Here is a 26,193-nt window from a genome sequence, read left to right on the forward strand (position 1 = left end):
CAGATAGTCGTCGGAATAGATGAATGCAACGAAACCCCGAAAAAACGTCTTTTCTAAGGGATTTGGCGGCAATTTTGTCGCAATTTGGGGTAATTCGGCAAAATTCGGTGCTTGGTGATGCCTCAGCCGGGCCTTCGTTTGGCCCGCAACGTAGGATCGGCCAGTGTTGGATCTTCGGGCCAGGGATGTTTGGGGTATTGCGCGCGCATGTCCTTGCGTACATCCGTGTAAGAGCCAGCCCAGAACCCTGGCAGGTCGCGGGTGATCTGGATCGGGCGTTGCGCGGGTGACAGCAGGGTGATCTTCAGCGGTGTGCCTCCGACCATCGGATGACGCGTGACACCGAATAGCTCTTGCAGACGCACCGAGATTTCAGGGGCATCGCCGCCGTAGTCGATGGGAACCTTGCGGCCCAGCGGGGTGACGAAGGATCCCGGCGCGCGGCGGTCCAGCTCTTGCGTCTGCGCCCAGTCCAGACGGGCCCGCAGCGCGGGCAGCAGGTCAAAGCGCTTCCAGTCCTCTGCGCTGCGCACGCCCGCGAGCATGGGAAGCAGCCAACCTTCCAGCGTGTCGATCAGCCCTTGGTCCGAGAAGTCGGGCAGGTTGACCCCATCGGCGCGCACAAGCTCAACACGCGCGGCCAGCCGGGCGGCTGCGCCCTCCAACCGCAGCCCCAGATCGCGCACGCCGTCCAACATGGCACGGGTGATCGCGTCCTCGGGAACGTCTTTCCAGATCCGGTCCTCTAGCGTGATTGCGCCGAGGCGTTCTTGCCGCCGTGCAATGACCCGTCGGTCGCGTTTTGACCAGACGCAGCTGGTCTCCCATCCGATCTGATTTGCAAACAGGGCGCGAATTTCACTTTCGCTGATCTGCACGGCCATGCGCGCTTTCGCCTCGCGCGGGTTGCCGTCGGTATCTATGACCACCAAATAGGGCGCGCCTGCCAGCGTATCGCCATTGTCCAGCACAACGCCCTTACCGCCGGACAGCACATAGCGCGGTGCCTCGCCCTTGCGCCTCTGGCCAATGCGGTCGGGATATGCCAGCGCGGCCATTGACGCACGGCTTAGGTCTTCAGCCTCAGATACGGCCTTCGCCCGCAACCGTTTGGCCTCGGCCTTCACCCGGTCCAACACGCCCATATTGACTTGCCACACTCGGCTGCGCTGAAACGCACGGGCGTCGCGCAGCGCCTCAAGCCGTAAGGACAAGTCGACCGGAGCGCCCTTTAGCGGGTCATGTTCCGCCATCAGTGCGGCCAGAGGGGCTGCCTGAGCCCCCGCCGTCACCAGCATATGACCCAAGCGGGGATGCAAGGGCAGGGCAGCCAGTGCACGCCCATGATCCGTGATCCGCCCCTTGCCATCCAGAGCGCCCATTAGGGTCAGCAGCGCCTGCGCCTCGGCCAGAGCGCCCTCGGGCGGAGCCGTCAGAAATGCCAGATCGCTGGCCTCAGCGCCCCATAGTGCCAGTTCCAGCGCCAGCCCGGTCAGGTCGGCGGCTTCGATCTCGGCAGGCGGGTATGCGGCCAAGGCGCCCTCTTCGCCCTTCGACCACAACCGATAGCACAGCCCGTCTGAAACCCGGCCCGCCCGGCCTGCGCGCTGGGTTGCTTCGGCGCGCGTGACTCGTTCCGTCACCAGCCGCGACATGCCCGAGCCGGGATCGAACCGCGCCCGCCGTGCCTGTCCCATATCAACAACGACGCGGGTATCGGGGATCGTCAGCGAGGTTTCGGCAATCGAAGTTGCCAGCACCACCTTCCGCCCGCTCTCAACCGGTGCAATCGCTGCGCGCTGGGCGGCAAAGGGCATGGCCCCAAAGAGAGGGCGCACAACACAATCCTGTGGCAATCGCCCGGACAGGGCGCTTTCTGCGCGCCGAATCTCACCCTCGCCCGGAAGGAACACGAGGATACCGCCGCCGATGGCGCGGCTGTCCCGTTCGGCCTTAACGACCAGATCAATCAACGCATCCAACCGCCGAGCCTGCGTACCCAATGGTTTCTCCAACCACCGCGTTTCAACCGGATAGCTGCGACCTTCCGAGGTCACCAGCGGGGCCTCCATCAACCTCCCCACAGGGTCTGCATCCAGCGTTGCCGACATGGCCAGAAGGATCAGGTCATCCCGTAGGGCTCCGGTTACCTCAAGACACAGCGCCAGTCCCAGATCGGCGTTCAGCGAGCGTTCGTGGAACTCATCGAAAATCACTGCACCGACGCCGGGCAGGTCCGGCTCAGATTGCAACATGCGGGTCAGGATGCCTTCGGTGACCACCTCGATCCGGGTGGCTTTCGACACTTTCGCATTGCCCCGGACGCGGTATCCGACCGTTTGCCCGGCGCGTTCGCCCAGCGTCTCGGCCATCCGTTCGGCTGCAGCGCGGGCGGCCAGCCGCCGGGGTTCGAGCATCAAGATCCGACCGGCGCATAACCCGGCCTCTAGCATCGCCAGAGGCACCCGCGTCGTCTTGCCCGCACCCGGTGGGGCCTGCAGCACGGCACGGCCATGGGTTCTCAGGGCCTCCAAGAGTTCCGGAAGGGCGTCATCTATCGGCAAACGGCTCATGCGGCCTTATCGCCAAAGCGGGACCCGACGTCCAGAAGCAGCGCGGTTAATCCCGCAGGGCCTCTGGACAAACCCCGCGTCGCACATTCATCTAGGGCGGATTCTAAAGGGACCGGACGGATGGACATAGCTGACTTGGGCGACAGGATATTGCAGGGTGAGCGTCGGGCTTTGGCACGTGCGATTACCTTGGTCGAAAGCCGGCGCGAAGATCACCGGGCGCAAGCGACCGAATTGCTGGCCCATCTGGCGCAGTCCGGGCGGCAATCCCTGCGGATCGGCCTGTCCGGCACGCCGGGTGTCGGTAAGTCCACCTTCATCGAAAGCTTTGGTATGATGCTGATCGGGCAGGGGCTGCGCGTTGCAGTTCTGGCTGTTGATCCAAGCTCGGCCCGCTCGGGCGGGTCCATTCTGGGCGACAAAACCCGGATGGAGCGTCTGAGCCGCGAGAAAAACGCCTTTATCCGCCCCTCTCCCAGCCAGAGCCACCTTGGCGGGGTCGCCCGCCGCACCCGCGAGGCCATCGCCCTGTGCGAGGCAGCGGGCTACGATGTCGTCTTGATCGAAACCGTGGGCGTCGGGCAGTCCGAAACCGTGGTGTCGGAGCTGTCGGACCTGTTCCTGCTGCTGCTGGCCCCGGCAGGTGGGGATGAGTTGCAAGGCGTGAAGCGCGGTATAATGGAGATGGCCGACATCATCCTGATCAACAAGGCCGACGGAGACCTGAAAGCGACCGCAACCCGCACTTGCGCCGACTACGCCGGTGCCCTGCGCCTGTTGCGCAAGCGGCCTCAGGACCCCGAAGGTTTCCCGAAGGCCATGGCTGTCTCAGCGGTTGAGGAACATGGGCTGGACAAAGCATGGGCTGAAATTCAGAGCCTGACCGATTGGCGGCGCGAAGCAGGGCACTGGCAATCCAACCGTGCCGCACAAGCCCGCTATTGGTTCGATCAGGAGGTGCGGCATTCGCTGCTTGCGCGCCTCGAAACAGCCCAAGCGAAGGCGCAGATGGCGCAGCTTGATGCGGAAGTGTCTCAAGGTCGCCTCAGCCCCGCCGCTGCGGCCGAGAAAATGCTGGCGAGCCTGGTCTAATGGTGCTTTCATCATTTCCAAAATACGCGCGCCACAGGTGCGGCTCGGCGGGCCGTTCCGTTGCAAGAGGTTTCGGAAAAGAATCCGTCCGCCGTGTCTTGACCCTTCCAGCGATTCCCACTACACGCATCCAACCAGTTTTCGGGCGCGACTTCGGGTTGTGCCCCTTGTGATTTGGCCTCAGGCGTTCTGCCGGGCCTCCAGAAACAAAGGAAGAAACCATGTCGCGCCGTTGCGAACTGACCGGAAAAGGCCCGATGACTGGCAACAATGTCAGCCACGCCAAAAACAGAACTCGTCGTCGTTTTCTGCCGAACCTGAACGACGTTACCCTGCAGTCCGAGACCCTGGGTCGCGGCGTTAAGCTGCGCATCTCGGCGGCTGCCCTGCGCTCGGTCGACCACCGTGGTGGTCTGGACGCGTTCCTGGCGAAAGCCAAGGACGAAGAGCTGTCGGCAAACGCTCTGAAAGTGAAAAAGGAAATCGCCAAGGCACAAGCCGCGGCATAACTCCTTACACTTACTAAAGTTTTTAGCCTCGAACCTAAGTGGTTCGGGGCTTTTTTGTTTGGAAACGATTAGCGGGGACTGTGAAGATTTAGGAAACAAAATCCTCTTGAGTGATCTTGTTCACAGACCGGCCCGCCCTATTTTTGACACTATTGGTTTACCAACAACGAGTGTTGTCCAATGTCATTTAAGAGTTTTTATTTCTTTCTTTTGCTGAGTAAGCTGGCAAGTAAGACAATTTCCGCATGTTCCCGGATGCAACGCCGGGTGAACCGGTCCCATACCAGCCTCACAAAGGGAACCGTAAAGCGGCGCGGCCTGGAATACTGAAGCTATTTCGGGCGCGACGGTTTGGCGCTTGAAGCCTGTTTGCGCAGCGGACTATATCGAGGCCGAATGAAACGTTTCGTGCCTCGAATCCTGCCTGTTGTGATGTGCCTGTTGGTTGTTCTGACAGGGCAGGGGTTGGCCGTTTCGCGCGGAGTTGACCGCGCCGTCGGGCAGATGGTGCTGTGTACGGGCACAGAACCCGTTGTCGTCTATATGGATGCGGATGGGCAGCCGACAGCGCCTCCGCACTATTGTCCTGACTATGCTTTGGCTCTGCTGGGGGCGGTTCATCCGTATCCTCCGGTCGTGCCGGATGCTCCGCTGATGGGTGGTGTTCAGCCGCTCAGCCGCGATGAAAGCCTGATCGCGCTGCCGTTGCCACGGAAACCGGCGCGGGCCCCTCCGGTGAAGGTCTGATTCCCTTTCGATACAAATCAGACCAAAAGAATTAGGAGAGGTGCGATGTCCCTCAAATCCACTCTGTTCGCAACACTGGCCGCTTGTGTGTTGGCCGTTCCAGCCTTTGCCGCCGATATCATCGTTGTAGACGACGCATACGCTCGGTCGTCTGGTAAGGCAGCCAAGGCGGGTGCGGCCTTTATGGTGATACAGAACACCAGTGATACCGATGATCGCCTGATCAGTGCGACTTCGGACGTATCGGCTCGGGTCGAGCTGCACACCCATATGATCGACGATGCGGGCGTGGCCAAGATGGTGCATGTCGAGGAGGGCTTTGTGATTCCAGCGGGTGAGAGCTTAGCGCTCAAGCGCGGGGGCGCCCATGTGATGTTCATGGGTCTGAAGGACCCGTTTGAGCAAGGCGAGACGGTGCCGGTTACGCTGGTTTTTGAAAACGCAGGTGAGGTCGTGGTCGAGATTCCGGTTGATCTGGAGCGCCAGGACAAGCATGGCCATGATAACCACGGGTCGCATTCGAACTAGGTGAACGCCTGTCTTCGGGCCGCATTGCGGCCGTCATCCATGCGTAAGGCCGGGCACGTAGCCCGGCCTTTTGCGTCCCTAGGTTGATGTTGGCGTTCTAACGATTGATGGTTTTCATGCCGACCCTGTCGCTGGCGCTGTGCAGGCGGGTAGCGAGCCAGAACATTACGGCTGCAATCGCAAGGGCTGAAAAGGCTATGGCCCATCCCAGTGCGATCAATGCAACCGCTGGCCATATCATCAGGACGAGGCCGATGATCAAAGCTGCGATCCCTGACACACGCATCGAGCCGCGTTGAGGGTCGCGTTCATTCATTTGTTGTGAAGCGGCCAGTGAACCGATGCCAATGATCAATGCCCAAGCGCCCAGCAGGAAGAAGGCCAGCTTGACGGTGCCTTCCGGCCAAATAAGCAGGACCAGGCCGATAAGAACAGCGCCGATGGCCGCCCCGCCCAACAGCCCGCGACGCCCAACCCCAAGCAGGGTCAAGCCACCGTCGATGATCAACAGTGCCCCAACCAGCCGCAGCAACAGCGCGATGCTGCCGGACGGCCAGAACAGCGCAGCGATACCAACCGCACCCGCCAGCACTCCACGTATCAGGAACGTCCACCACAGGCTTGAGAGTTGCGCGCTCAGCCTGTCTCGCTCGGTCATGCTGTCATCGTCCAGGATTTCGCCGGTTTGGGGGTTTTGATCGGTCATTTCGCGGCCTCTTGAAAAACCTTGTTGAAATTGAGCGGGATAGTCCCGCTATGTCGTTCGCACTAGGTTTGGATCTGTAGTAAGCGATCAACCCATTTTGGCACAGTTTCGGACGCTTTGCCCAAAAGATGGTCGTCGAAGCCACCGCCTGTCGGCTCCAGATTGATTTCAACTGTCCGCGCCCCAACCGCTTGAGCTTCGTGGACAAAAGCCGCCGCCGGATAGACTTGGCCTGATGTGCCTATCGCAGCGAAGATCGTGGCAGAGGCAAGGTGATCGAAAATCTCCTCCATATGATAAGGCATTTCTCCAAACCAGACCACGTCAGGACGTGCGGTGGGGGCGTTGCAGGCCGGGCAGGGCTCGCCCACCTCCATCTCAGGCGGTGCTGTCCAGCGGTGGCCACAGGATGCGCAGAGCGCGCCGGATAGTTTCCCGTGCATGTGGATCACATCCTGCGCGCCGCCGGCCTCGTGCAGCCCGTCGACATTCTGTGTGACGATCACAACCTCGCCCGGAAAGTCCCGTTGCAGCCGGGCAAGCGCCTTATGCGCTGCGTTGGGTTCCACCTTGGCGGCCTGCACGCGGCGGGCGTTGTAAAACCCCTGAACCAAGGCAGGATCGCGGGCGAAACCTTCGGGCGTTGCCACATCCTCGATCCGGTGTTGCGCCCATAGGCCGCCCTCTTCGCGAAAGGTGCTGAGGCCGCTTTCGGCGGAAATCCCGGCTCCGGTCAGAATGACGATCTTTTCCATATGCCCCTCACGCGTTACAGATTGGCCCATGACACATCGTATCCTCTTTGTTTGCCTGGGCAATATCTGTCGGTCTCCTGCGGCCGAGGGCACTTTTCGCACTCGCGCGCCCCACCATGAAATCGACAGCGCCGGGACGGCAGGCTGGCATATCGGCAAGCCGCCTTATGGCCCGATGCAATCCGCAGCGATAGCCCGGGATATCAAGCTGGACGATCTGCGGGCCCGGCAATTCGTGGTTGAGGATTTCGAGCGGTTCGATCTGATTGTTGGGATGGACGCAGAAAACATCGCGAATATCGAGGCCTTGCGCCCATTGGGCAATCAGACCCCGGTGCGTCTATTGACCGATTTCGCGCCACAGACCGGCGCGGATCACGTGCCCGACCCGTACTACACGCGGGATTTTGACGGTGCGCTGGATCTGATCGAGACCGCCGTCGAAGGGCTTGCCGCGCATCTTGAGGGCTAGCTGTCAATCACCTTCAACTGTCCGCTGAGCCAAGGCAGCTTGGCAATGGCCGGGTCGATCATCTGGCTTTGCATCAGCCGTCGCATCATGCCAGAGACTTCTTGCGGGACCTGATCGGACCAGTCGGTGCGGGTGAACAACGAAATCGTGCGTGAAAACGCCCCGAGGGGGCAAGGATGGGCCTGCAGGTCTTCATGGAACCGGGCCGCGCGCATGTATCCCAGCGGTGTGGTGATCGCCCAGCCCAAGCCCCGCGCCACCATCGCCATCAGGGCCAGGTGTGAGCCGATCTCGAACCGCTCTTCGAACTCGATCTGTTGTCGGGCGATATGACCCTCGATCTGGCGGCTGATCAGCTGCTCGCGCGCATATCTCAGGAAAGGGAGTTTCTCGACAGCCTCGGTTCCATTGCTGACGCTGCTCGGCGCGACCAGAATGAAGGGGTCCTGCACCAGAGGGTACTCTACGACCCCCTCCAACACCTCGCCGCTATGGGCTGAGACGGCCATATGCAGGCGCTGTGCTTCAAGCTCGGAAAACAAGTCAAGGCTGGGCAGGGTGATCAGCTTGAATTTCGAGCGCGTCAGGCTGTCGGCCAAAAGGGTCGCAAGCCGCGGTGTCAGGTCGTTGTCGAAATCGTCGATCAATCCGATCGAGAGCGTCGTGAGATGGCCAAGATCCATCACGGTCAGCTCGCTTTGGGCCATCTGCAGCTCGGACAGAACCGCCTGCGCGCGTGTCAGAAAACTGCGCCCGGCCTGCGTCAGTCGCATCGGCCTTCGCCCGTGGTCCACCAGGTCGGTGCCGATGGCCTTTTCCAGATTGCGCAATTGCTGAGAAACCGAGGGCTGGCTGAGCCCCGTGATCTCGGCCGCTTGTGCCACCGATCCTGTCCGGGCCAGCGCCTCAAACACCTCAAGGCCCCGGAGGGTCAGCCCTTTCATCACCATAAGATACACCTTTCGCTGCGCCTTTTCTGGGGCGCAGCGGGCATCAGGTCAAGGTTTCAGAACGGCCTAGCTGCAGATCGCCTGCGCCATTTGGCCAAAGTTCTGATAGCGATCCCACAGCGCGTCATCGCGTGCCGTCTGAGACATCTTTAATTGCTGCGCCTGATGGGGGTCTGTGAACCATTTCGAGACGGTCTTCTGATCACTGCGCGTCAACGCCTGATCTGCCACGCGCTGGATACAAGAACACCGTGCCCGCGTCGCCGCCTGACGATCCGACGCCAAACACGCCCGCTTGATCTGCGATGCGTCCGCAACTGGAGCCACTGTCGTCAGCGACGCCGCACAAAACGCGATTAGGAGGAACTGTTTCATGCTCATGCCTCGTTTTTGCCTGCTTGGAGGGATCTTGCGCCCCTCTCAATCTACGCGGGAGTATGAATCAAACGGGGCTTGGGATCAATACGTAGGACTTCACAAAGCAAGACCGTGGCTTCACGACGTCTTAGTGGCATTCGCGCGATCTGCATCGGCCTGGTCGTTAAGGGGGTGATATTCTGAAAAAACAAAGCGTCTGGCTCTGTGTCCCGAGGTGCTTTCGCAACAAACATGCTTTCTGACTCAATCCCGTTAGCCTTTAGAATGCTATGTCGATCAAGCAAGATGTGATGATAGCAAACGGCGCGTGCATCGGAGAAGCGGGCAAGGCCAACATCAACAAGGCTGATTGCAGGAACAAATACGTCTGACGCCCCAAACATAAGCTCAGCCGCAGGGTGCGTGATCAGCAGCCGATGTTGCTGTGAAACGCTGAGCGCAATTGGATTTTGCAATGGGCCGGAAGGGATTTCGACAGCTCTAAAACTCCCGCTCGCGATCACATCTTGCGATCCGACCCAAGTGATTGGCAGGGGCCCGTCATCTTTCGTCCAGACCAAGTCGCCCACCTGAAGCTTCTCAATCGGGGTATCACCCTCTGGGGTCTCTATGAGTGTTCCACGGCAATAGCAGATTGGGCTCACATAGTCTGAGGATTCAAAGCTCGGACCCTCTTGCGTGCTGACGACGGTCAGTGGGACACCTGACGGAGGAAACTCGCCCGGGCCGCCGATGAAAGCTATCCCTTCAACTGTACCAAAGGCGGGGGAGGAGTTATTCACATTGAAGGCAACAGCCTGGTAGGTATTGGTTCCATCCGTCAGGGTAATGCCATATTCGGCCTCGACCCGCGTACCACTGGAAAACAGGGTTCCATCAATTGTTTGGTCACCATCCAGGCGCTGATTGCCATCATTGTCTGCAAAGCTCGTGTCTGAACCTGCGTCCGTGATGAAGACTTCTGTAACAGCTAGAGTGTCGAACGTAATTGTTTCACCAATCAGATGGATTCCGGTGCCCTGAGTAAGGCCGTCCAGCCCCTGCGCGACCGAAATCGTTAACTGGCTTTCGCCCAAAACGAAGATAGAATAATCGGCCACCTGACAGCTGCTTTCTGGTTCTTATTCGGCTCAGTCGCTTTAAGCATTCTACCCATTGGCTAGAATCCGGTAAATGCTACTGCTCAGAAAGCTGCGAGAATGGCCTTTTTTGCAACGCTTCAGCGCTTGACGAGACCACAAACTCCGGACATATCCCCAACCCATGACAGACCTCGCTCATATCCGCAATTTCTCCATCGTCGCGCATATCGACCATGGCAAATCCACCCTTGCTGACCGGCTCATCCAAGAGACCGGAACGGTCAAGGATCGCGACATGAAGGAACAGCTGCTCGACAGCATGGATATCGAGCGCGAGCGGGGCATCACCATCAAGGCCAACACGGTTCGCATCGACTATACCGCCGACAATGGCGAGGCATACGTGCTGAACCTGATCGACACCCCCGGCCATGTGGACTTTGCCTATGAGGTCAGCCGCTCTATGCGTGCTGTCGAGGGCTCTCTGCTGGTCGTGGACTCGACCCAAGGGGTCGAGGCGCAGACGCTTGCTAACGTGTATCAGGCCATCGACGCCGATCATGAGATCGTGCCGGTGCTGAACAAGATCGACCTGCCAGCCTCCGATTGTGACCGCGTGGCCGAACAGATCGAGGATGTGATCGGCATCGACGCGACGGACGCGATTCAGGTCTCGGCTAAGACGGGGCAGGGCATCCATGAGACGCTCGAAGCCATCGTGAAACAACTGCCCGCACCGCAGGGCAATCTGGACGCGCCGCTCAAGGCGATGCTGGTGGATTCTTGGTACGACGCCTATCTCGGCGTCATCGTTCTGGTCCGCATCATGGACGGCACGCTGAAAAAGGGCATGCGGGTCAAATTCATGTCGAACGGCACTCTGCATCATGTCGACCGTGTTGGCGTCTTCCGGCCCGAGATGGAGATGGTCGACAGCCTCGGCCCCGGTGAGATCGGCTTTCTGACCGCCTCGATCAAACAGGTCCGCGACACCCGCGTCGGGGATACCATCACCAATGACCGCAACGGAACTGAGGACGCGCTCGACGGCTTCAAACCCGCGCAGCCGGTGGTGTTCTGCGGCCTCTTCCCCGTTGACAGCTCTGAATTCGAAGACCTGCGCGATGCGATCGACAAACTGGCCCTCAACGACGCCTCGTTTAGCTTTGAAATGGAAACCTCCGCCGCGCTGGGCTTTGGTTTCCGCTGTGGCTTCCTCGGGCTGTTGCACCTAGAAGTCATCCGCGACCGCATCGAACGCGAATACGATATCGAGCTCATCACAACCGCGCCGTCGGTGATCTATCACGTCTACATGAAAGACGGCGAGATGATCGAGCTGCACAACCCCGCCGACATGCCCGACCCCTCCAAGGTCGACCATATCGAGGAACCGCGCATCAAGGCGACCATTCTGGTTCCCGACGAATACCTCGGCGATGTGCTGAAACTCTGCCAGGATCGCCGCGGCATCCAGCTGGACCTGACCTATGCGGGCACCCGCGCCATGGTCGTCTATGACCTGCCGCTGAACGAGGTCGTCTTTGACTTCTACGACCGCCTGAAATCGGTGACCAAGGGCTATGCCTCGTTCGACTACCAGATGACCGGCTATACCGAGGATAATCTGGTCAAGATGTCGGTGCTGGTGAATGACGAACCGGTCGATGCGCTGTCGACCATGGTTCACCGCGACCGGGCCGAGATGCGGGGCCGGGCGATGTGCGAAAAGCTCAAGGACCTGATCCCGCGCCACATGTTCAAAATCCCGATCCAGGCCGCCATCGGAGGCAAGGTCATCGCCCGCGAGACCCTCTCGGCCCTGCGCAAGGACGTGACCGCCAAATGCTACGGAGGCGACGCCACGCGGAAACGCAAACTGCTGGACAAACAGAAGGCGGGTAAGAAGAAGATGCGCCAGTTCGGGAAGGTTGATATTCCGCAGGAGGCATTCATCTCTGCGTTGAAGATGGACTCATAGCCTAGTACTGTCCAGAAACTGTTCCGAAGCTCGGTTGCTTCAAAGACTGGAATTCTTGGATGTACCCTGATGAAGCGGACTAAGACGTTTATTGTTGGTGCGGGCGCGAGCGCAGAGTTTGGCCTGCCAACAGGAAGCGAGCTTGTCAAAAAGATTGAGCAGGTCTGTAGAGTAGAAGTTGATAGCTTCGATGAGTTGAGATCGGGTGACAAGGCATTTTGTCATGGTTTCAGTTACTTGCCGAGGACAAGAGAACAACGTTGGAACAGACAGTTTTTTGCATCTATTGCGAAGAATCTTCGTCAAAACATGGGGCTCGCACCATCGATCGATAATTTCCTTGATACTCATCAGGCGAAAGACGGATGGGTGGAGGTTGGAAAACTGGCCATCGCCAGAACTGTTCTGGAAGCAGAAGCGCGTTTCAAGCTTTGGTTCGATATCGGGAATACATACAATCAACCTTCATTTGCACAACTACCAAACAATTGGCTTTCGGAGTTGTTCAGAATACTGGTCACTCAAAAAGGAGAAAGCGAGTTTTGCGCGGCACTTTCGTCATGTCGGTTTATTACCTTCAATTATGATCGTGTTATCGAACAGTTTTTTCACCAAGCAATTAAGTCTTACTTTGATGTGAGCAACGAAACTGCGAATACCATTTGTGCCAATTCACTTAATATCGTGCATGTCTACGGTAGTTTAGGAAAGGTCAATTGTTCCTTTCCCAATTCATTCGGCAACTGGAAAGACCCTAGATATCTCGCCGAAGCTGCGATGGGTTTGAGGACTTTTACGGAAGGCGCGTCTGAACTAAGTGAAATTAAGCGCGCTAGAAACTGGTTGGACTCTTCAGATCTAGTCTGTTTTTTGGGTTTTGGGTTTCTTCCGCTCAATCTCCGAGCTTTGGCAACACGAGAGCATGGTCGATATCTGCACAGTGTGCGTTTAGGAACGGTCAAGGGTATCGCACCGTCAAATTTGGAAATAGCCTTAAACGTACTGAGAAATCAATGGTATGATAAGCGCGACTACGCAATGCCGTTCGAAGACGTTAGTGCCAACGAACTGATATGGAGGAATTCACTTCTGCTCTCAGAGGAAGACTTGTAAATCGGATTGTTCAAAATCTCTTTTGCCTGTGGCTAAGTAGTATTGTGTGTTGCCCTCGTCTACCCACCCGCCCGGCGGCACCGCCGGGCCGCGCCAAACCGCCCCCATGGGGCGGCGCGTTTGCGCCTCCCCTCGGGTCGGCGCTGCCCTCAGTTCTACTTATTAACGGTTGAAAATGCTTTTGCGCCCCGGGGTTCCGCTCTTTCGCGGATGAGTTCGTATGCTGGCTGAATTCTGGGACGCCACTCATCCACTCGGGTCGCTCGCGGTTCTTCCCCTCTCCATTCCGCCGCTCCGAACGGCTCCTCGAACTAATACACGTGGGCCGTTGTAAGTGATCTGTGCCCCCCAAACCTCTGACCCAGATCAAGGGCCGAATTCGATCAACGCGCTAGTGATTGCGCACAGTTGAATACTTGAATGAGGTCGCAATGCTCCCCCTGATGTTGATCGTTCATATCTTCCTCGGCTCTACCCTCGCAGGCACAGTCGTGATTGCTGTTCTGGTTATGGGATACACCGCAGTCCTTCCAATCGTGCTAGCGGCGATGGTGGGGTTTGTGGCGGCCTTTCCGGCCTCGTATCTCGTGGCGCGCAAGCTGGAGGGGTGACGCTCGGCCATCACCTGTGAGCTACAGGTTCCGTCACGTATAGTCCGGAAACAAAAAACCTGCCAAGAACGGGTCTTGGCAGGTTTGAATGGTTTCTAAAGTCGGGGAGAGGTTTACTCTCGGTTCCCCAGCAGTTGCAGCAGGAACATGAACATGTTGATGAAGTCCAGGTACAGGCTCAGCGCACCCATGATGGCCGCTTTGCCCAGCCACTCCTGATCACCGGCATGGGCCATCTGCAGGTAGGTGTTCTTGATCTGCTGCGTGTCATAGGCGGTCAGGCCCGCGAAGATCAGAACGCCGATGACCGAGATCGCGAAGGCCATGGCCGACGAGGCCAGGAAGATGTTGACCACCATCGCGACGATCAGGCCGATAACGCCCATGATCAGGAAGGTGCCCATGCCCGACAGGTCTTTCTTGGTAGTGTAGCCGTAGAGCGACAGACCCGCGAAGGCGATCGAGGTGATCAGGAAGACCTGAATGATCGACTGACCGGTGAAGGCGATGAAGATCCAGCTGATCGACAGGCCCATCACGGCGGCGAACGAGTAGAACACCAGCTGTGCGGCCGCGGCCGACATGCGGTTGATCATGGCGCTGAAGCCGAACACAAAGGCCAGCGGTGCGAACATGATTACCCATTTCAGCGGCGAGACATAGATCGAATGACCCAGCGCGGTCAGGTAGGTGTTCGCGTTCAGTTGCGCCACGGCTGCCGACGGATCAGTGGTGATCGACAGACCCGAGATCGCCCAGGCTGCGAGGAAGGTGATGAACATGCCCACGGACATCGTGCCGTAGACTTTGTTCATATGGGCGCGAAGGCCCTCATCAATCTCGGCGGCGCGTGCGCCTGCGGCCGTCCGAATCGTATCGAATTGTGCCATTTACAAAGGTCTCCCTAAACGTATCTGCGTGCGGCCCGAAAGTATTGGCCACTTTCCTGCTGAATATCGGCAACTGCAGGCTGTGTTTCAAGAGTTTCTACGGTATTTCCGCCTAAAACACGCAACAAAAACGGCGACCTGCTGCCGCAGATCGCCCATTGCTGAAAAAAACATGAGTTTTAAACGCAGCTTTTCCAGAACTGCGGGGCATCCCAGATGGGGCGGCGGGCCTCGGCGTCGGCCTCGGCACGAGTGATGCCGATGTCGCTCAGGGCGCGGGCATCTAGCCGAGCCAGTTGTTGACGTTGACGTCGTACGGACAGGACGGACCGTATACGCGCAAACAGGGATTGTTTGTGTTGGGGGCAGGGTCGGTTCAGGGCGATCGAGTTCATGGTCTATCCTTTCGCTTTCCAGATGGTTTGAATTGATCTCATCAACTTCCTTGATTTATATGGCGGGATAGGGCACATTTTAAAAACGAATATTTTTGATTGGATGCATAAGGATTCGTGAACATGCGAAATCTGGATATCACCACATTGCGATCCTTTGTGGCTGTGGCCGATCATGGCGGCGTCACGCGGGCGGCGGGGTTTCTGCATCTGACGCAATCTGCCGTCTCCATGCAGCTGAAACGCCTGGAAGAGCTTTTGGATCTGGAGCTTCTGGACAGAAGTGGTCGGACCATCGCGCTGACCGCCTCGGGCGAGCAGTTGCTGGCCTATGCACGCCGGATGATTGCTTTGAATGATGAGGTGATCTCAAAACTGACGGATCAGGCCTTTGAGGGCGAGGTGGTTCTGGGTGTCCCTCATGACATTGTCTACCCGGCGATCCCGCGTGTTCTTCAGCGGTTCAACGCCGATTTCCCACGTGTGCGTGTGCAGTTGATCTCGTCCTATTCGCTGCAGCTTAAGGATATGTTCAAGCGCGGGGAATGTGACCTGATCCTGACGACCGAGCCGTCCTCATCCGACGGCTCTGAGACCATTGCTGAGCTGCCACTGCGCTGGATCGGGGCGCCGGGTGGGTCGGCCTGGCGCAAGAACCCGGTGCCGATTGCGCTGGGGCGGCGCTGCATGTTCCGCCCGCAGGTCATCGCGGCGCTGGATGCGGCAGGTATCCCATGGGAGCTTTCGGTCGAAACCGAGAATGACCGCACTATCGAAGCCACCGTCAGCGCCGATCTGGCAATTCACGCGATGCTGGATGGCACCGAGGCCGCGCATCTTGAAAAGATCGACTCGGGCGGGGCTTTGCCCGATCTGCCCGCGCATATGATCAACCTCTACGGAGGAGAGCCGGGCCGCGATGCAATCATCGAAGCGTTGGCGCAACTGGTGCGACAGAATTTCCGCATGCTGGGCGGCACACCCCTTCGGGCAGTGGTGGGCTAGGGCGTAACCACGATCTTGCCGGTGGATTTGCGCTCTTTCAACAGGCGCAGGCCGTGTTTGACCTCGTTCAAAGGCAGGATATGGCTGATATGAGGGATGATCTTCCCTTCGGCATGCCACTGGAACAACGTCTGAAAACTGTTGCGCACGATGTCAGGGCGGAACCTCAGATAGCCGCCGATGTAGAAGCCGATCACCGTCAGGTTCTTGACCAACAGGTGGTTGGCCGGGATTTGTGGAATATCGCCACCAGCAAAGCCGATGGGCAGCAGACGACCTTCGGGGTTGGTGGCGCGGAAGGCGGCTTTGAATACGTCGCCGCCAATCGCATCATAGACGACATCGGCGCCTCCCAATTCTTTGACGCGGGCGCGCAGGTCTTCAGAGGCGTCGATCAAGTGATCTGCCCCGGCGGCTTGGGCAACCGCCAGCTTTTCCGCACTGCGCGCCTGCGCGATCACTGTCGCGCCCATCAGTTTGCCGATCTCCACCGCAGTCAGTCCGACGCCACCGGCTGCTCCGGTCACGAGCAGGGTTTCACCCGGCTGCAACCGGGCGCGATGGTCCAGTGCTAAATGGCTGGTGCCATAGGCGATCTGAATGGCGGCGGCCTCTTCAAAACTGGTCTCTTCCGGGATGGGGATGGCCCGATCCGCGTCAAACACGCCGTACTCGGCCAATCCGTCTTGGCCTGAGTACACGGCGACACGGTCTCCAACCTTCAAACCAGAGACTTCTGGTCCCAGTTCGTCGACAACACCGGCGATTTCCATGCCTAAAGTAAACGGAGGGTTTGGCGTATCCTGATACGTGCCCTTCTGCATCAGCAAATCGGCGAAGTTCAGGCCGCATGCTTTGATGGCGATTCTGACCTGTCCCTCGGCAGGTGTCGGCGTGGGCAATTCGACAATTCGCGCGTCGGCGCCTTTGGATTCAATGCGATATGCAAGCATGATGGTCCATCTCGGTTTTCAGGGAATAGGTCGCAGTAAGAGCGAAATTGTCAATGCGTTCAGCTGATTGAGCGCGCTAACGAAGGCAGTTTGGTCAGGCCGCGCCGCCAAAATCCCAGAGATACACAACCATAAACCAATGTACAGAGTTTCCAATTCAACCAACTTGAAAAAAAAGTCAAAAGCGGCAATATTGGACGGCAGTGCTGTATCGGGGGATCGCACATGTCTGGTTGGGGGATGCTTATGGGGACTTCTCTAACTTCTGTTTATGTGAACGGCGCGAAGTCCCGCAACAGATGTGTGTGTAGTAGAGGAGAATACCAATGACTCATCACGTCGATGTCCATGTGGGCAAGCGTGTCCGACATCGCCGCTGGCTGATTGGCATGACCCAACAGCAGTTGGCGCAGCAAGTTGGTATCAAGTTTCAGCAAATCCAGAAATATGAAACCGGGGCGAACCGAATCAGTGCCTCCCGCCTGTGGGACATTGCCGATGCGCTGGACGTACCGGTCAGCTTTTTCTTTGAAGGTCTTGAAGAAGGCCAAAAAGAGAAATCCGACAAGAGCGCGCTTCCTGCTGACCTGATGTGTGACAAGGAAGCCTTGGATCTGGTGCGCTCTTACTACGCGATTCCGGAAAACCAGCGTCGCCGTCTGTTTGAACTGGCACGCGTCCTTAGCGACGTTGCCTGAACACCACGGCTTGACACTGGCCTGTGTTCGCAGCACCTGTGCTGCATGAGCCAGACCGACCTGACCGACCTGGAAGTTGCCGAAGAAATGGCTGACGCCGCGCGCGCAGCCATTCTTCCGTATTTCAGACAGACCAATCTGGAAACCGATAACAAGCTGGCTGGCGGGTATGACCCCGTCACTGTGGCTGATCGCGCGGCCGAACAAGCCATGCGGGCGGTTCTGGCACTGCGTCGGCCAGATGACGGTATTCTAGGTGAAGAATTTGGTCAGGTTGAGGGTTCCTCGGGCCGAATCTGGGTGCTTGATCCGATCGACGGCACCCGAGGGTTCGTCAGCGGTACACCGACCTGGGGCGTTCTCATCGCTCTGTCAACGCAGGGCGGCCCAATTATGGGCGTGGTGGATCAGCCCTATATCGGTGAGCGTTTTGTTGGCGGATCAGGCATCGCTCAACTGACTGGGCCTTTGGGCACAACTCCGTTGAAAACGCGCGGCACACAGGTGTTAGAGCAGGCAACCCTGTTCACGACCTTCCCTGAGGTTGGCACGTCAGAGGATCGTGCAGGTTTTCAGGCCGTCGCTGAGTTGGTTCAACTGACCCGCTATGGCATGGATTGCTATGCCTACGCCCTGCTTTCTGCCGGTCAGGCAGATCTGGTGATCGAGGCCGGGTTGAACGCCTATGACATTCAGGCGCCGATTGCAGTGATTGAAGCCGCAGGCGGTATCGTCACCGATTGGCAGGGTGGCCCGGCCCACAATGGCGGAAGGGCATTGGCAGCCGCCAACGCTGAAATTCACGCCGCGGCGCTGGAAATCCTGCGTAACTATTGAATGTCATTGCCGCCATGGTCGCGCGTGAGTAAACTGGACTGAGCCGGTTCTTGCGCCCGTTTTCCGCTGGCTAATGCACTCCTTGCTTGAGACGGGCAGAAGCAGGAGCGTGAAATGCCCGAAACATTGATCGAAAACGCCGACACCATCCTGACAATGGATGATAATCGCCAAGAGTTGCACCGCGCGGATATCCTGATCCGGGGCGGCCAGATCGCCGAAATTGGCCAGGGTCTGACAACAACCGGAGAGATTCACGATGCCTCGGGCTGCGTCATCACACCCGGGTTGGTGAATTCACATCACCACCTCTACCAAACGCTGACACGGGCGGTTCCGGGCGGGCAGGGCGCCTTGCTGTTCGGTTGGTTGCAGACGCTCTACCCGATCTGGGCGCGGTTCGGACCGGATGAGATGTTCACTTCGGCGCAGATCGGCCTGGCCGAACTGGCTCTGTCGGGCTGCACGCTCAGTTCCGATCATCTGTACCTCTACCCGAACGGAGCACGGCTCGAGGACACGATTGCCGCCGCCTCGGAATTGGGGATTCGCTTTCATCCCACGCGCGGTGCGATGAGTATCGGTGAAAGTGACGGAGGCCTGCCGCCCGACAGTCTGGTCGAGCGTGAGCAGGACATTCTCAACGACATGATTCGCGTTGTGGACGCGTTTCACGATCCTTCTGAGGGGTCGATGTGCCGGGTGGGTCTTGCGCCGTGTTCGCCCTTTTCCGTCAGTCGCGACCTGATGCGAGACGCAGCACTGCTGGCTCGCGACAAGGGGGTGATGCTACATACGCATCTTGCTGAGAATGATGAAGATATCGCCTATTCCGAAGCTCAATTCGGCTGTCGTCCAGGCCAATATGCCGAGGAGCTGGGCTGGACCGGAGCAGATGTCTGGCATGCCCATTGCGTCAAGCTGGATGGGGCCGAGATCGACCTGTTCGCAAGAACGGGAACAGGCGTGGCCCATTGCCCCTGCTCGAACTGTCGCCTCGGGTCCGGCATTGCGCCAGTAAGGACCATGCGGGATCACGGCGTGAAGGTCGGGCTGGGCGCGGACGGGTCGGCCAGCAATGACAACGGCAACCTGATGCTTGAGGCGCGGCAAGCTATGTTGCTGCAACGCGTGGTGAATGGCGCAGACGCAATGTCCGCCCGCGAAGCGCTTGAGATCGCGACACGGGGTGGAGCCGACGTGCTAGGAAGGACCGATTGCGGGCGGCTGATGCCGGGCAAACGGGCCGATATTGCCGTCTGGGATACCCGCACAAGCCTCGAAAGCGCGGGCAGCTGGGACCCAGCGGCTTTGCTTCTGGCGGGTCCAATGCAGGTCAAACATCTGTTTGTCGAAGGCCGTCAGATCGTGCGGGACAGTCAGATCACGACGATTGACTTACCGCGCGCCATCAAGACCCAAAACCGCCTGGCCCGCGCGCTTGCCCAATAGTGGGATCCGCCCTTCATCTGGCTAAAAGTATCCCCGCCGGAGGCATGTGCCGAAGGCGCATTCAAGGGGCGATCTGCGCTCCTCCGATCCAGACATCGGCAATAGCGCGGTCGTCTCCCATCATTATGGTGGGGAACACGGCCTCCCACAGATCATCCGCGTGGGCCTCGCGCTGGGCGATAGCCGGGGTCGAGGCGAGGTCGACCACCACCAAATCGGCCTCCATCCCCGGGGCAACATTCCCGATGCAGTCGTCCATCCGCAGCGTTCGTGCCGACCCGACTGTACCCAGCCACAGCAATTGCGCCGGATGCAGGGGGCGGCCACGCAGCTGGCCGATTTCATAAGCAGCGGCCATGGTGCGCAGCATCGAAAAACTGGACCCGCCGCCTGTATCGGTGGCCAGACCAACGCGGTGGCCATCTCGGATCAGCCCATTCATGTCGAACAGGCCTGATCCGATGAAGGTGTTCGAGGTCGGGCAATGCACCAAGCCGGCGTCCACCTCGCGAAGCCGATCCCGCTCACGATCTTCCAGATGGATGACGTGACCATAGAGGCCATTCTGTCCCAGCAGGCCGAACTTCTCATAGGTATCCAGATAGTCGCGCGCATCCGGGAACAGGGACTGGACCCACTCAATCTCATCAGTTTGCTCGCTCAGATGGGTTTGCATCAGACAGTGCGGATGCTCCGCCCAAAGTGCGCCCAAAGCCTCAAGCTGTTCGGGTGTCGAGGTGGGCGAGAACCGTGGGGTGATCGCGTAAGACAAACGATCCACGCGGTGCCATTTCTCCAGCAGGACCAGGGACTGATCATAGGCCGTTTGCGCCGTATCCTGCAGCCCTTCTGGCGCGTTGCGGTCCATGCAGGTCTTGCCTGCGACAACCCGCTGACCGCGCTGTTGGGCGACCGAGAAAAAGGCATCGACGCTTTCGGGATGGATCGTGCAGAAACTGCACATGGTCGTCGTTCCATGTGCGGTGGTTAGGTCGAGGTAACGGTTGGCGATCTCGGTGGCGTAGTCGATATCGCCGAACTTCATCTCTTCGGGGAAGGTATAGGTGTTCAGCCAGTCGATCAGCCGCTTGCCCCAGCTAGCGATCATGGCGGTCTGAGGGAAATGCACATGCGGGTCGACGAACCCGGCCATGATCAGGTGAGAGCCGTAGTCCGTAACCTCGGCATCCGGATGCGCGGCACGCAAGCGATCCAGCGCACCAACGGCCTGAACGCGCCCATCCTCGATCACGACCGCTTCGTTGAGTTTGGTGCAATCCGTTGGCTCTCCCTCAAAAGGGGAGCCGTCAAAACTCAGAACGCGCCCTTTCAAAAGCGTCTTTTGCGCCATTCGCCTTGTTCCTTAGCTGTTTGAGCCCGTTCATCAGCATATGCGTGCGAAAGATGAGGGTAAATCGGCGCATTGTCATTGTTTTCCGGTAGCTGCTTCTTCTAATTAGGGGCCAATGGCATGACTAAGAACGGGAGCAGCACATGACCACAGGCATTGATGATCCCGTAGCCGAGTCCGCTGACGAAGACGTCTACGCGCTGGACCGCCGCACCGTTGCAGCGATCCTGTTTGCCGTTGACGTGGACGATCGCGACAAGCTGGTCGAGTTGATGGAGCCGCTGCATGCAGCCGACATCGCCGACCTTCTGGAACAGATCAATCCCTATGACCGTGCGCGCCTGATCCGTCTCTATGACAAAGAGTTCGATGGCGACATCCTTTCGGAGCTGGACGAGGCCGTCCGGGAAGAGGTTATCGGTGTCCTGAAACCCGACGTTCTGGCCGAAGCCGTGCGGGACATGGACAGCGACGATGTCGTTGATCTACTGGAGGATCTGGAAGAGCCGCAACAGGAGACGATCCTGGACGCGCTTGAGGATTCCGAGCGGGTCGCGGCAGAGCAGGCGCTGTCCTACCCCGAAAACTCGGCTGGTCGTTTGATGCAGCGCGAGGTCGTCATGGCGCCCGAGCATTGGACGGTGGGGCAGGCCATTGATTTCATGCGCGCCAATGATGATCTGCCGGAACAGTTCTATCACGTCGTGCTCGTTGATCCGCGTCTGAAACCGGTGGCGCAGATCACCTTGGGTAAGCTGATGGCCGCGCGGCGCGAAGTACCGCTGCGGGATCTGGCGGAAGAGGAATTCCACATCATCCCCGTCGATCAGGACGAAGAGGATGTGGCCTATGCTTTCAACCAGTACCACCTGATCTCGGCGCCAGTGGTCGATGCCGATGGCCGTTTGGTCGGTGTCATCACCATCGATGACGCCATGGTGGTGCTTGATGAAGAACATGAGGAAGACATTCTGCGCTTGGCGGGGGTGAGCGACGAAAGCTCGATCTCGGACAGTGTCGCCGCAACAAGCCGTCGGCGTTTACCTTGGCTTGCAGTGAACTTGTGTACGGCGATTTGTGCCTCTCTGGTGATTTCGCAATTCGAGGCTGCGATTGATCAGCTGGTGGCGCTGGCGATCCTGATGCCGATTGTCGCCTCGATGGGTGGCAATGCGGGAACGCAGTCGCTGACGGTCGCGGTGCGGGCATTGGCCACGCGCGACCTGACTGCCTCGAACGTCATGCGCGTGATCCGACGAGAGCTGTTGGTCGGCATGCTGAACGGCCTGTGTTTTGCGATCGTTCTGGGCACGGTGGGGATGCTTTGGTTCGATTCGCCTCTGCTCGGGGTCGTGATCGGGTCTGCTTTGGTCGTGAACATGATCATCGCGGGCTTTGCAGGTACGGTAGTACCGGTCTTGCTGGACCGAATGGGCATTGACCCGGCGCTGGCATCTGGGACGTTTGTGACAACCACAACGGATGTCATGGGCTTCTTCATCTTCTTGGGACTTGCCAGCGTGGTGCTTCTGTGACCGATCTGACTGAAATCAAAGCGATGGCGCGCAAGGCCGCGTTTGCCCGTCGCAAAGCGGCGTTTGACGCCTCTGTGCCGGGCGCTGCGGGCCGTTTGTCCGAGATATTGGCAGGCCATCGAGGCGTGCCCATGTCGGGCTACATGCCAATCCGGACAGAGATCGACCCGCTGCCCGCAATGGCCGAGGCTACGGCCTACGGCCCCGTCGGCGTGCCGGTGATTCAGGCCGCGGGGCAGCCGCTGAAATTTTCGCGTTGGACGCCTGAGGGCGCTTTGAAGGATGGACCGTTCGGGGCGAAAGTGCCCGAGATCGACGATTACTTCGACCCCGAAATCCTGATTGTTCCGTTGGTGGCTTTTGACGCCAAGGGCGGCCGTCTGGGCTATGGCGGCGGGTTCTACGACCGCACCCTGGAAGGGCTACGCGCCAAACGCCCAACCCTGGCGATCGGCTTTGCCTTCGATGGGCAAGAGGCCGAAGGGCTGCCGTTGGAGCCAACCGATCAGCCGTTGGATATGGTTGTCACGGAAAGCCGTGTTTTGACGTTCTAAGACTGCCTCGTTAGATCGAGTGGTTCTCACGGAAGTATTCCCAAGCGTCTACCTCGCGGCCGCTGGCCAATATGCAAACGCCGGTTTGCCCGTCGGCACCGTCGCGGATTTCATATTTGCCACCGCTTTCCACGCAGAATGTAGCCGCAGGGTTGGCAATCTGGGCGTTGGAAACGCTCGTTCCCGCCTGGTCACAAGCGGCTAGCGCAGTGAGGCCAAGGGCAGACAATAAGATACGCGACATCAAGTTTCTCCGATCTAAAGGGCTTTGACGGTTTATTACGGCAGCATAACCACTTGTGCTTCGCGTTGACCAGACTTACGACCGATGGGATGAGGATACTTTTTCTGGGTGACGTCATGGGCCGCGCGGGACGCACGGCCATCCAACAGCATCTGCCGCGTCTGCGCGACGAATGGCGGTTGGATTTTGTTGTGGTCAATGGCGAGAACGCCTCGAACGGGATGGGGCTGTCTGGGGACCATGCCAAGCTGCTGCTCGATGCGGGCGCGGATTGCGTGACGCTGGGCGATCATGCCTTCGACCAGAAAGACATGCTGCAACACATCGAGAAAGAGGCGCGCATCGTGCGCCCGGTGAACTTTGCCAAAGGCGCGCCAGGGCGCGGCCACCGCCTTTTCAACGCACCTGGAGGGCGCAAGGTTTTGGTGGTTCAGGTTCTGGGCCAGGTTTTCATGAAGCGGCCCTTTGATGATCCGTTCTCGGCGGTCGAGCCGATCCTGAAGTCCCATCCACGCGGTGGACAGGCAAATGCCATCATCGTCGATATGCATTGCGAGGCGACATCCGAGAAAATGGCGATGGGCCACTATTGTGACAAGCGTGCGAGCCTTGTTGTGGGCACGCATACGCACGTTCCTACGGCGGATTCGCAGATTCTGCCCGGCGGCACCGCTTATCTGACGGATGCTGGGATGTGCGGTGACTATGACTCGGTCATTGGTATGGACAAGGTCGAGCCGATGCGGCGGTTCATCACTGGTATGCCCAAGGCGCGCTTTTCTCCGGCCAATGGCGAAGCAACCCTCAGCGGAGTGTTCGTCGAGACCAATGATCAGGATGGCAGCGCAAAATCAGTGCGCATGGTGCGCGTGGGCGGTCGGTTGGAGCAGGCCGGGCCGTAAATGCTTGCCCTGATCCGCGCAATGCGGGAAACTGGAAGTCAGGCGCTTGGGCCTAGGGTTCGGACTGAAAACCACGAATGCAATTCCTCTCACTGACAGACACGGGCAGCGCGATACTGGCGCTTTTGGTGGTCGCAGGCATGTTTGTGATGTTCCTACGCGAGGTCTACCCGACTGAGGTCGTGGCCATTGGTGGCGTCGCATTGATGCTGGTGACGGGCATTCTGCCCTATCAAAGCGCGCTGGCCGTACTGTCGAACCCCGCGCCTTGGACGATTGCCGCGATGTTCATCATCATGGGGGCGTTGGTGCGGACCGGAGCGCTGGATGCGTTCACCTCAACGGCCCAAAAGCAGGCGCAAGTGAACCCGCGTATAGCGATTGCCTTGCTGATGGGGTTTGTGGTGGTGGCGTCCGCGGTGGTGTCGAACACTCCGGTGGTCGTCGTGATGATCCCGGTCTTTGTTCAGATTGCGCGAACGCTGAACGTACCTGCCTCGAAGCTACTGATCCCGCTCAGCTATGCGGCCATCCTCGGCGGAACGCTGACCCTGATCGGAACCTCGACCAACCTGCTGGTGGACGGTGTGGCCAGGGCGCAGGGCATGCAAGCGTTCACGATTTTCGAAGTCACGCCGCTGGGTATCGTGCTGGTGATCTATGGCATGGTCTACCTGCGCTTCATCGCGCCGCGCCTTTTGCCGGAACGGGACAGCATGGCCTCGATGCTGAGCGACCGGTCTAAGATGAAATTCTTTACCGAGGCCGTCATTCCCCCGGAAAGTAACCTGATCGGGCGTGAGGTTACCGGCGTGCAGCTGTTCAAGCGCCCCGGTGTGCGTTTGATCGACGTTCTGCGCGGCGACGACTCTTTGCGGCGCAACCTCAAAGGGGTGACGCTGAATGTCGGCGACCGAGTGGTTCTGCGCACCGAAATGACTGAGCTTTTGAGTTTGCAGAGCAACAAGGAGCTCAAGAGGGTTGATCAGCTTTCGGCTGTCGAGACCAAAACGGTCGAGGTTCTGATCACTCCGGGCTGTCGTATGGTGGGGCGGGCGCTGGGCACGATGCGTTTACGCCGCCGCTATGGTGTCTATGTGCTGGCGGTGCATCGGCGGAACCAGAATATCGGTTTGCAGCTCGATGAACTTGTTGTGCGGGTGGGGGATACCCTGCTGCTCGAAGGGTCCCCGGCTGATATCCAGAAGCTGGCCGCCGACATGGACATGGTCGATGTCACCCAACCCTCGGCGCGGGCCTTCCGCCGAAGCCATGCGCCGATTGCGATTGGCTCTTTGGTCGGAATCGTCGTTCTTGCGGCGCTGGGCGTTGCCCCGATCCTGCTATTGTCCATCCTTGCTGTCGCTGCCGTTCTTCTGACGCGCTGCATCGACGCGGATGAAGCGTTCTCTTTTGTCGAGGGTCGCCTGCTGGCGCTGATCTTTGCCATGCTGGCCATCGGGGCCGCCTTGGACGCGTCGGGCGCCGTGTCCCTGATTGTCGAAGCGATTGCACCGTCGCTGAGTGTTTTGCCACCGTTCTTGATCATCTGGGCGGTGTATCTGCTGACCTCGGTTCTGACCGAACTGGTCTCAAACAACGCGGTCGCCGTGGTTGTCACGCCGATTGCGATCGGTCTGGCGCAGGCTGTCGGAATGGATCCGCGCCCCCTTGTGGTTGCCGTCATGGTAGCGGCTTCGGCCTCTTTCGCGACGCCGATCGGGTATCAGACCAACATGATGGTATATGGTCCCGGCGGCTATCGGTTCACGGATTTCATGAAGGTCGGTATTCCACTAAACCTGACCGTAGGGCTGTTGGCATCGCTTCTCATTCCGCTGTTCTGGCCGCTGTAAGATCGGCGCTGACCCGCCGTCATT

27 protein-coding genes are annotated in these 26,193 nt (G+C 58.9%); 16 read left to right on the forward strand and 11 right to left on the reverse strand.

Annotation, left to right across the window (positions count from 1 at the left end):
• Positions 1 to 122 precede the first annotated feature (122 nt).
• Entirely contained in the window at positions 123 to 2,573 is a 2,451-nt protein-coding gene (gene hrpB / locus ACR0JF_RS10520; RefSeq protein ID WP_170659997.1) for an ATP-dependent helicase HrpB, read from the reverse strand.
• Between the two features lie 120 nt (positions 2,574 to 2,693).
• Between hrpB and meaB the strand changes: the two genes are divergently transcribed.
• From meaB to ACR0JF_RS10540, 4 genes are all read left to right on the forward strand, one after another.
• On the forward strand, positions 2,694 to 3,665 hold the full coding sequence (gene meaB, locus ACR0JF_RS10525; RefSeq protein WP_170659998.1) for a methylmalonyl Co-A mutase-associated GTPase MeaB: 972 nt from the start codon (positions 2,694 to 2,696) through the stop codon (positions 3,663 to 3,665).
• Between the two features lie 221 nt (positions 3,666 to 3,886).
• Positions 3,887 to 4,174 carry a 50S ribosomal protein L28 gene (rpmB, locus tag ACR0JF_RS10530; protein WP_085794823.1) on the forward strand — a complete coding sequence of 96 codons (288 nt, stop codon included), beginning with the start codon at positions 3,887 to 3,889 and terminating at the stop codon, positions 4,172 to 4,174.
• Between the two features lie 396 nt (positions 4,175 to 4,570).
• Positions 4,571 to 4,921: a glycosyltransferase family protein gene (locus ACR0JF_RS10535; RefSeq protein ID WP_170659999.1), complete on the forward strand. Its 351-nt coding sequence runs from the start codon at positions 4,571 to 4,573 to the stop codon at positions 4,919 to 4,921.
• A 45-nt stretch (positions 4,922 to 4,966) separates the two neighbouring features.
• Positions 4,967 to 5,449, forward strand: a complete 483-nt coding sequence (locus ACR0JF_RS10540; protein WP_170660000.1) for a copper chaperone PCu(A)C — start codon at positions 4,967 to 4,969, stop codon at positions 5,447 to 5,449.
• Between the two features lie 97 nt (positions 5,450 to 5,546).
• Here ACR0JF_RS10540 and ACR0JF_RS10545 read toward each other — a convergent pair whose 3' ends face one another.
• Positions 5,547 to 6,155, reverse strand: coding sequence for an HdeD family acid-resistance protein (locus tag ACR0JF_RS10545; RefSeq protein ID WP_170660001.1), 609 nt, complete (start codon positions 6,153 to 6,155; stop codon positions 5,547 to 5,549).
• Between the two features lie 62 nt (positions 6,156 to 6,217).
• Positions 6,218 to 6,910, reverse strand: a complete 693-nt coding sequence (locus tag ACR0JF_RS10550; protein WP_170660079.1) for an NAD-dependent deacylase — start codon at positions 6,908 to 6,910, stop codon at positions 6,218 to 6,220.
• Positions 6,911 to 6,938: 28 nt separating this feature from the next.
• Here ACR0JF_RS10550 and ACR0JF_RS10555 point away from each other — a divergent pair, with 28 nt between their 5' ends.
• Positions 6,939 to 7,382, forward strand: a complete 444-nt coding sequence (locus ACR0JF_RS10555; RefSeq protein ID WP_170660002.1) for a low molecular weight protein-tyrosine-phosphatase — start codon at positions 6,939 to 6,941, stop codon at positions 7,380 to 7,382.
• Here the strand turns inward: ACR0JF_RS10555 and ACR0JF_RS10560 are convergent.
• The 3 genes from ACR0JF_RS10560 to ACR0JF_RS10570 form a co-directional block, all read right to left on the reverse strand.
• The gene (locus ACR0JF_RS10560) at positions 7,379 to 8,332 is read right to left on the reverse strand and encodes a LysR family transcriptional regulator (protein ID WP_170660003.1); all 954 of its coding nucleotides are present in this window, start codon (positions 8,330 to 8,332) and stop codon (positions 7,379 to 7,381) included. The genes ACR0JF_RS10555 and ACR0JF_RS10560 overlap by 4 nt on opposite strands.
• A gap of 66 nt (positions 8,333 to 8,398) precedes the next feature.
• Positions 8,399 to 8,707, reverse strand: a complete 309-nt coding sequence (locus ACR0JF_RS10565; RefSeq protein WP_170660004.1) for a hypothetical protein — start codon at positions 8,705 to 8,707, stop codon at positions 8,399 to 8,401.
• Positions 8,708 to 8,757: 50 nt separating this feature from the next.
• Positions 8,758 to 9,810 (reverse strand): Hint domain-containing protein, encoded by a 1,053-nt coding sequence (locus ACR0JF_RS10570; RefSeq protein WP_170660005.1) that lies wholly within the window; start codon positions 9,808 to 9,810, stop codon positions 8,758 to 8,760.
• 163 nt (positions 9,811 to 9,973) lie between these two features.
• Between ACR0JF_RS10570 and lepA the strand changes: the two genes are divergently transcribed.
• The 3 genes from lepA to ACR0JF_RS10585 all read left to right on the forward strand — a co-directional run bounded on the left by lepA (position 9,974) and on the right by ACR0JF_RS10585 (position 13,497).
• Entirely contained in the window at positions 9,974 to 11,773 is a 1,800-nt protein-coding gene (gene lepA, locus ACR0JF_RS10575) for a translation elongation factor 4 (RefSeq protein ID WP_170660006.1), read from the forward strand.
• A 69-nt stretch (positions 11,774 to 11,842) separates the two neighbouring features.
• Positions 11,843 to 12,886: a hypothetical protein gene (locus ACR0JF_RS10580; protein WP_170660007.1), complete on the forward strand. Its 1,044-nt coding sequence runs from the start codon at positions 11,843 to 11,845 to the stop codon at positions 12,884 to 12,886.
• Between the two features lie 431 nt (positions 12,887 to 13,317).
• Positions 13,318 to 13,497: a CTP synthetase gene (locus tag ACR0JF_RS10585; RefSeq protein WP_170660008.1), complete on the forward strand. Its 180-nt coding sequence runs from the start codon at positions 13,318 to 13,320 to the stop codon at positions 13,495 to 13,497.
• Between the two features lie 113 nt (positions 13,498 to 13,610).
• On the opposite strand, the gene ACR0JF_RS10590 is transcribed toward ACR0JF_RS10585, so the two are convergent.
• On the reverse strand, positions 13,611 to 14,387 hold the full coding sequence (locus ACR0JF_RS10590) for a Bax inhibitor-1/YccA family protein (protein WP_170377970.1): 777 nt from the start codon (positions 14,385 to 14,387) through the stop codon (positions 13,611 to 13,613).
• 179 nt (positions 14,388 to 14,566) lie between these two features.
• Positions 14,567 to 14,782 carry a YjiS-like domain-containing protein gene (locus tag ACR0JF_RS10595; protein WP_170660009.1) on the reverse strand — a complete coding sequence of 72 codons (216 nt, stop codon included), beginning with the start codon at positions 14,780 to 14,782 and terminating at the stop codon, positions 14,567 to 14,569.
• Positions 14,783 to 14,905: 123 nt separating this feature from the next.
• On the opposite strand from ACR0JF_RS10595, the gene ACR0JF_RS10600 reads away from it, so the two are divergent.
• Positions 14,906 to 15,787: a LysR family transcriptional regulator gene (locus tag ACR0JF_RS10600; RefSeq protein WP_170660010.1), complete on the forward strand. Its 882-nt coding sequence runs from the start codon at positions 14,906 to 14,908 to the stop codon at positions 15,785 to 15,787.
• Here the strand turns inward: ACR0JF_RS10600 and ACR0JF_RS10605 are convergent.
• The gene (locus ACR0JF_RS10605; protein ID WP_170660011.1) at positions 15,784 to 16,740 is read right to left on the reverse strand and encodes an NADPH:quinone oxidoreductase family protein; all 957 of its coding nucleotides are present in this window, start codon (positions 16,738 to 16,740) and stop codon (positions 15,784 to 15,786) included. The genes ACR0JF_RS10600 and ACR0JF_RS10605 overlap by 4 nt on opposite strands.
• Positions 16,741 to 17,066: 326 nt before the next feature.
• Between ACR0JF_RS10605 and ACR0JF_RS10610 the strand changes: the two genes are divergently transcribed.
• The 3 genes from ACR0JF_RS10610 to ACR0JF_RS10620 all read left to right on the forward strand — a co-directional run bounded on the left by ACR0JF_RS10610 (position 17,067) and on the right by ACR0JF_RS10620 (position 19,727).
• Positions 17,067 to 17,438 carry a helix-turn-helix domain-containing protein gene (locus ACR0JF_RS10610; protein ID WP_170660012.1) on the forward strand — a complete coding sequence of 124 codons (372 nt, stop codon included), beginning with the start codon at positions 17,067 to 17,069 and terminating at the stop codon, positions 17,436 to 17,438.
• 45 nt (positions 17,439 to 17,483) lie between these two features.
• Positions 17,484 to 18,275, forward strand: a complete 792-nt coding sequence (gene hisN / locus ACR0JF_RS10615) for a histidinol-phosphatase (protein ID WP_170660013.1) — start codon at positions 17,484 to 17,486, stop codon at positions 18,273 to 18,275.
• 114 nt (positions 18,276 to 18,389) lie between these two features.
• Positions 18,390 to 19,727, forward strand: a complete 1,338-nt coding sequence (locus ACR0JF_RS10620; protein ID WP_170660014.1) for an 8-oxoguanine deaminase — start codon at positions 18,390 to 18,392, stop codon at positions 19,725 to 19,727.
• Positions 19,728 to 19,788: 61 nt separating this feature from the next.
• On the opposite strand, the gene guaD is transcribed toward ACR0JF_RS10620, so the two are convergent.
• Positions 19,789 to 21,078, reverse strand: coding sequence for a guanine deaminase (guaD, locus tag ACR0JF_RS10625; RefSeq protein ID WP_170660015.1), 1,290 nt, complete (start codon positions 21,076 to 21,078; stop codon positions 19,789 to 19,791).
• 143 nt (positions 21,079 to 21,221) lie between these two features.
• Here guaD and mgtE point away from each other — a divergent pair, with 143 nt between their 5' ends.
• Together mgtE and ACR0JF_RS10635 are read left to right on the forward strand one after the other, a co-directional pair.
• Positions 21,222 to 22,613, forward strand: a complete 1,392-nt coding sequence (gene mgtE, locus ACR0JF_RS10630; protein ID WP_170639378.1) for a magnesium transporter — start codon at positions 21,222 to 21,224, stop codon at positions 22,611 to 22,613.
• On the forward strand, positions 22,610 to 23,167 hold the full coding sequence (locus ACR0JF_RS10635; protein WP_170660016.1) for a 5-formyltetrahydrofolate cyclo-ligase: 558 nt from the start codon (positions 22,610 to 22,612) through the stop codon (positions 23,165 to 23,167). The genes mgtE and ACR0JF_RS10635 overlap by 4 nt, the downstream gene beginning before the upstream one ends.
• A 10-nt stretch (positions 23,168 to 23,177) precedes the next feature.
• Here ACR0JF_RS10635 and ACR0JF_RS10640 read toward each other — a convergent pair whose 3' ends face one another.
• Positions 23,178 to 23,411, reverse strand: coding sequence for a DUF333 domain-containing protein (locus ACR0JF_RS10640; protein ID WP_170660017.1), 234 nt, complete (start codon positions 23,409 to 23,411; stop codon positions 23,178 to 23,180).
• 89 nt (positions 23,412 to 23,500) lie between these two features.
• On the opposite strand from ACR0JF_RS10640, the gene ACR0JF_RS10645 reads away from it, so the two are divergent.
• Together ACR0JF_RS10645 and ACR0JF_RS10650 are read left to right on the forward strand one after the other, a co-directional pair.
• Complete coding sequence (locus ACR0JF_RS10645; protein ID WP_170660018.1) at positions 23,501 to 24,313, forward strand: TIGR00282 family metallophosphoesterase; 813 nt, start codon at positions 23,501 to 23,503, stop codon at positions 24,311 to 24,313.
• A 77-nt stretch (positions 24,314 to 24,390) separates the two neighbouring features.
• Complete coding sequence (locus ACR0JF_RS10650) at positions 24,391 to 26,169, forward strand: SLC13 family permease (protein ID WP_170660019.1); 1,779 nt, start codon at positions 24,391 to 24,393, stop codon at positions 26,167 to 26,169.
• Positions 26,170 to 26,193 lie beyond the last annotated feature (24 nt).

It is taken from the genome of Ruegeria sp. BG11, from assembly GCF_056538565.1.

Excerpts from the sequence above, each read along its gene's own strand:
- hrpB (WP_170659997.1), bottom strand. The coding sequence starts at position 2,573 with ATGAGCCGTTTGCCGATAGATGACGCCCTTCCGGAACTCTTGGAGGCC.
- meaB (WP_170659998.1), top strand. The coding sequence starts at position 2,694 with ATGGACATAGCTGACTTGGGCGACAGGATATTGCAGGGTGAGCGTCGG.
- rpmB (WP_085794823.1), top strand. The coding sequence starts at position 3,887 with ATGTCGCGCCGTTGCGAACTGACCGGAAAAGGCCCGATGACTGGCAAC.
- ACR0JF_RS10535 (WP_170659999.1), top strand. The coding sequence starts at position 4,571 with ATGAAACGTTTCGTGCCTCGAATCCTGCCTGTTGTGATGTGCCTGTTG.
- ACR0JF_RS10540 (WP_170660000.1), top strand. The coding sequence starts at position 4,967 with ATGTCCCTCAAATCCACTCTGTTCGCAACACTGGCCGCTTGTGTGTTG.
- ACR0JF_RS10545 (WP_170660001.1), bottom strand. The coding sequence starts at position 6,155 with ATGACCGATCAAAACCCCCAAACCGGCGAAATCCTGGACGATGACAGC.
- ACR0JF_RS10550 (WP_170660079.1), bottom strand. The coding sequence starts at position 6,910 with ATGGAAAAGATCGTCATTCTGACCGGAGCCGGGATTTCCGCCGAAAGC.
- ACR0JF_RS10555 (WP_170660002.1), top strand. The coding sequence starts at position 6,939 with ATGACACATCGTATCCTCTTTGTTTGCCTGGGCAATATCTGTCGGTCT.
- ACR0JF_RS10560 (WP_170660003.1), bottom strand. The coding sequence starts at position 8,332 with ATGGTGATGAAAGGGCTGACCCTCCGGGGCCTTGAGGTGTTTGAGGCG.
- ACR0JF_RS10565 (WP_170660004.1), bottom strand. The coding sequence starts at position 8,707 with ATGAAACAGTTCCTCCTAATCGCGTTTTGTGCGGCGTCGCTGACGACA.
- lepA (WP_170660006.1), top strand. The coding sequence starts at position 9,974 with ATGACAGACCTCGCTCATATCCGCAATTTCTCCATCGTCGCGCATATC.
- ACR0JF_RS10580 (WP_170660007.1), top strand. The coding sequence starts at position 11,843 with ATGAAGCGGACTAAGACGTTTATTGTTGGTGCGGGCGCGAGCGCAGAG.
- ACR0JF_RS10585 (WP_170660008.1), top strand. The coding sequence starts at position 13,318 with ATGCTCCCCCTGATGTTGATCGTTCATATCTTCCTCGGCTCTACCCTC.
- ACR0JF_RS10590 (WP_170377970.1), bottom strand. The coding sequence starts at position 14,387 with ATGGCACAATTCGATACGATTCGGACGGCCGCAGGCGCACGCGCCGCC.
- ACR0JF_RS10595 (WP_170660009.1), bottom strand. The coding sequence starts at position 14,782 with ATGAACTCGATCGCCCTGAACCGACCCTGCCCCCAACACAAACAATCC.
- ACR0JF_RS10600 (WP_170660010.1), top strand. The coding sequence starts at position 14,906 with ATGCGAAATCTGGATATCACCACATTGCGATCCTTTGTGGCTGTGGCC.
- ACR0JF_RS10605 (WP_170660011.1), bottom strand. The coding sequence starts at position 16,740 with ATGCTTGCATATCGCATTGAATCCAAAGGCGCCGACGCGCGAATTGTC.
- ACR0JF_RS10610 (WP_170660012.1), top strand. The coding sequence starts at position 17,067 with ATGACTCATCACGTCGATGTCCATGTGGGCAAGCGTGTCCGACATCGC.
- hisN (WP_170660013.1), top strand. The coding sequence starts at position 17,484 with ATGAGCCAGACCGACCTGACCGACCTGGAAGTTGCCGAAGAAATGGCT.
- ACR0JF_RS10620 (WP_170660014.1), top strand. The coding sequence starts at position 18,390 with ATGCCCGAAACATTGATCGAAAACGCCGACACCATCCTGACAATGGAT.
- guaD (WP_170660015.1), bottom strand. The coding sequence starts at position 21,078 with ATGGCGCAAAAGACGCTTTTGAAAGGGCGCGTTCTGAGTTTTGACGGC.
- mgtE (WP_170639378.1), top strand. The coding sequence starts at position 21,222 with ATGACCACAGGCATTGATGATCCCGTAGCCGAGTCCGCTGACGAAGAC.
- ACR0JF_RS10640 (WP_170660017.1), bottom strand. The coding sequence starts at position 23,411 with ATGTCGCGTATCTTATTGTCTGCCCTTGGCCTCACTGCGCTAGCCGCT.
- ACR0JF_RS10645 (WP_170660018.1), top strand. The coding sequence starts at position 23,501 with ATGAGGATACTTTTTCTGGGTGACGTCATGGGCCGCGCGGGACGCACG.
- ACR0JF_RS10650 (WP_170660019.1), top strand. The coding sequence starts at position 24,391 with ATGCAATTCCTCTCACTGACAGACACGGGCAGCGCGATACTGGCGCTT.